Annotated in this window: 1 pseudogene; it reads left to right on the forward strand. The window is 74.3% G+C overall.

Annotation, left to right across the window (positions count from 1 at the left end):
- Positions 1–78 precede the first annotated feature (78 nt).
- Positions 79–4,351: pseudogene (locus FV223_RS21085) on the forward strand (hypothetical protein); the annotation flags it as partial.

Raw genomic sequence — 4,351 nt, forward strand, 5'->3', positions numbered from 1 at the left:
GCCTCGATCGTGCGCATCCGGGCGGACAGCTCCTCGGCGACCCAGACCGCCGAGATGGCCGCCCGCGTCGACGCCGCGATGGACTCGCTGCGCGCGACCTCCGGCGAGGTGACGGGTGCCGTCGAGACGCACATGACAGGCCTGCTCGGCCGGATCCGCGCCGCCTCGGAGGAGACCGGGGGCGAGCTCGGCAGCCGTGCCGAGGCGGCGATCGAGGCCCTGCGCACCGCGATGGGCTCGCTCAACGCCGAATTCGCGACGCGCTCGAACGAGACCACAGGCGCCATCGCCCGCGCCGCCGATCAGGTCGCCGAGGAGCTGTCCGCCCGGATGCGCACGATCGAGGCGGCCTTCGGCGAGCACGGCCGCGGCGTCACCGACCTCCTCGCCAGCCATGCCGAGGAGACCCAGGCGCGGATCGCCGGGACCGGACGCGACATCGTCCTCGCGGTCGCGACGCAGGGCGCGCGCGTCGCCGACGCCCTCCACCAGAGCGGCGCCAGCTTCGGCGAGACCGCCGACGTGCGGGTCAAGGCGATCGACGAAACCATCGGCAGCCGGCTCGCCGCCCTGCAGGACATCATCGCCCGCGGCGACATCCTCGCCGACAAGATCTCCCGCGACACGAGCACGCTCGGCGAGACCATGGGCTGCAGCCTGGCCGAGATGGACCGGATCATCTCCGTGAAGGGCAAGGCGGTCGCCGAATCCATCGCCGAACGCACCCGCGACGCGCAGGACGCGGTCGAGACCCATCTCGGCGCGCTGGAAGAGCGTTCCGCCAAGCGTTCGAGCGAGATCGGCGAGACCTTCGCCAACCTCGTTACCCACATCGACGGGCATCTCGGCACCCGCGCGACGGCGCTGAACGAGGCCCTGGTCGGTCGCACCGGCGAGATGGCGCGGATCATGGCCGAGGGCAGCCGCGACCTCGTGCAGGCGCTGGACAGCCGGACCGAGGGTCTGGGCCAGGACATCGCGTCCCGCGCGGTCGCCATCAGCGACGCCCTCGCGCTCCGCAGCGAGGAGATCGCCCGCCGCCTCGACGAGGGGGCCGGACGGTTCGACACCGGCGTGCTCGGCCGCCTCGAGGCGATCGGCGCGGCGCTGGAGGAGCGCAGCCGCCTGGTCGACGAGCGCTTCGGTGCCCAGGCCTTCGAGGCGATCCGCCTGATCGAGAGCCGCACCCGCGCGGTCGACGAGGAACTCGGCAGCCGGACCCGCGACCTCGTGGAGACGATCGAGAGCCGCACCAGCGGCATCGACGCGGCGATGGCCGCGCGCGTCGCCGACCTCACCCGCGCGATTGAGGAGCGGACCGGCGGCATCGACGCCGCGCTCGCCGGCCGCGTCCAGGAACTCGTCGCCCTGATCGAGGAGCGGGCGACCAGCGCCGACGCGGCGCTCGCGACCCAGACCGAGACGGTACGGCGCGCCTTCGCCGAGCGCTCGGACCTGCTCGGCCAGCTCATCGACGAGCGCACCGCCGCGATGTCGAACGAGCTCGACGAGAAGGGCCGCATGGTGTTCGGCGCCATCGGCGGCCGCATCACCGAGCTGGCCCGCCTGTTCGACCGCGGCGGCACCTCGCTCGGCGAGGTCATCGACCAGCGCGGCGAGAGCGTGCTGGCCAAGCTGCAGCAGACCATCGCCGACGCGGAGCGCATGCTGGGCGACGGCGAGGGGCGCCTCGAGCGCACCCTCTCGTCCCGCACCTCGGACATCAGCGGCCTGCTCGACGAGGGCGTGCGCACGGTCCACGAACTGCTCGACGCCCGCACAAACCAGATCCGCCTCCTGCTCGACGAGCACGCCACGACCCTGTCGTCGAGCCTCGACGGCCGCATGGGCCCGCTCCACGACGCCCTCGACAGCCGCGGCCGCGAGCTGGTCGAGACCATCGCGACCACGCTCGGCCACGCCACGAGCACCCTCGACGACCGGACCCAGGCGATGGGAACCCTGTTCGACGAGCGCCTGCATGCGCTGGCGGACCTCGTCGACGGCCGCGGGACGCAGTTCGCCAAGACCGTGGACGCCCGGGCGCAGATGCTGCGCGCCCTGTTCGAGCAGGCGCATGCCGCCCTCGATGCGGTGGTCGAAGGCCGCGGCGATCATCTCGCCACGAACGTGGACGCCCGCGTCGCGACGCTGCGCGCGGTGTTCGACGAGGCGCCGGCCGCGCTGGCGCAGCTCGTCGACGCCCGCGAGCGCCAGCTCACCGAGGCGCTGGACGAGCGCACGTCCGCCCTGCGCACCGCCTTCGCCGAAGCGCACGACGCCCTCGAAGGCCTGGTCGAGAGCCGCGGCCGTCAGCTGGCCGAGACCGTCGACACCCGGACGCAGACCCTGCGCTCCCTGTTCGACGAGAGCGGCCACGCGCTGGGCAGCGCCGTCGAGGATCGTGCCGAGCACTTCGCCCGGATGGTCGCGGCCCGCACCGACGGCCTGCGCGCCCTCTTCGACGAGGCGACCAGCACGATCGAGCACCTGCTCGAAAGCCGCACCTCGGCCCTCGGCGGCGACGTCGAGGCCCGCACCCGGGCGATCACCGAGGCCTTCGACGCCCGGATGGCCGACCTCGCCGACCTGCTGCAGGCGCGGACCGATGCTTTCGCCAAGACCGTCGAGGCGCAGGGCACGGCCCTCACCGTCAGCGTCGACGGCCGCAGCGAGGCCTTCACCCAGCGCATCGACAGCCGGATGAAGACCTTCGCCACCCTGGTGGCCTCGCGCGGCGACGCGCTCGCCACGGCCTTCGACGACCGCCACGACGCCTTCGCCGGCCTCGTCGAGGAGCGGATGGCGTCCCTGGTGGCAGCGCTCGACGAGCGCGCCCGCAGCCACGCGGCTTTGGCCCACGCCCACACGGCGGCGCTCGGCGCGACCCTCGACGAGCGCAACGCCGCGATGGCGGCGCTGCTCGACGAGCGGACCGAGGCCCTGTCCGCCGGCTTCGAACGCCGCGCCGACGCGCTCGGCACGCTGGTGGATTCCCGCGGCGAGGCCCTGGCACGCCGCCTCGCGCAGAGCGCCGAGACCATCGTCCGCGGCATCGAGGAGGGCGGCGGCGCCCTGGTCGAGCGCGTCGACGGGACCGGCCGCACAGTCGCGGACACCATGAAGGGCCATATCGACCGCCTGAAGGCGGTGATCGACGGACCGGTGCTGCAGCTCTCCGGCGCCCTGGCCGAGCGCGGCACCGCGATCGAGCGGGCGCTCGCCGAGACCGGCGAGCCCCTGATCGAGGCGCTGCGCGAGCGCACCGAGGCGCTGACCCTGCAATCGCGCGAATCGGCCGAAGCGCTGCGCGCCGCGGTCGAGAACGGTGCGGCCCGCTCCATCGCAGGCCTGTCCGAGGTCAACGACCGCCTGCGGCGCGACCTCGGCAGCGTGGTCGCCCGGATCGAGGCGGCGAACGCGGCCCTCATGGATCTCGTCGCCGGTGCCGACGCCAATCTCGGCGCGATCGAGGGCAGCCTCGCCAACCGCGTCCAGCAGATCCAGGAGGCGCTGCAGGAGGTCGCGGCGCAGACCGGGACGGCGAGCGAGGGCGTCTCGGCCCAGGTCGAGGCCCTGCGCGGCGTCGCCGAAGGGGCCGTGCGCGAGGCCACGAGCCTGGCCGAGGCCCTCGACGGCCGCAGCCGCGCCCTGGCCGAGCAGTCCCGTACCCATGTGGCCGAGCTCGGCCGCGCCGCCGGGTCGCTCGAGGGCGTCGAGGGCCGGCTCGCCGCCAGCCTGTCGGGCCGCGAGGAAGCGATGGAGACGGCTCTGGCCGGCCTGCAGGAGCGCTCGGCTTCGTTGGAGAGCCAGACCGCGGCCTTCGCCGAGTCGATCGAGCGTTCGCTGCGCGCCGCCGAGGAGCGCGCTCGCGCCGTCGGCGAAAGCCTCACGCAGTCGGCCGGCGCCGCCGGCGCCCGTGTCTCGGAGGCCTTCGACGGCCTCCGGACCGGAGCCGACGCGGAGGGCGAGAAGACCGCCGAGTCCGTCCGCGCCGCCATCGCCGCCGCCTCGGCCGAGATGCGCACCGTTTTCGCGGAGGCACAGACCCGCTTCGGCGAATCGGTCGCCGGCATGCGCGAGATGGCAGGGGCGATCCGGACCGAGCTCGACGCCACCCGCGCCGACCTCGCCCGCGGCGTGCTGGAGCTGCCGCAGGAGACCCAGGACGCCACCGGCGAGATGCGCCGCGTGGTCTCCGATCAGATCAAGGCGCTGAACGAGCTTTCGGCCCTCGTCGCCCGCTCGAACCGTGCGGTCGACGTGGTTCAGCCGCAGGCGGCCGAGCAGCGGCGGACGGCGGAGGCCGGCGGTCGTGCCGCTCCGGCTTCGCGCCCGGCTCCGGCGCAGC

It is taken from the genome of Methylobacterium sp. WL116, from assembly GCF_008039455.1.
Lineage (GTDB): Bacteria > Pseudomonadota > Alphaproteobacteria > Rhizobiales > Beijerinckiaceae > Methylobacterium.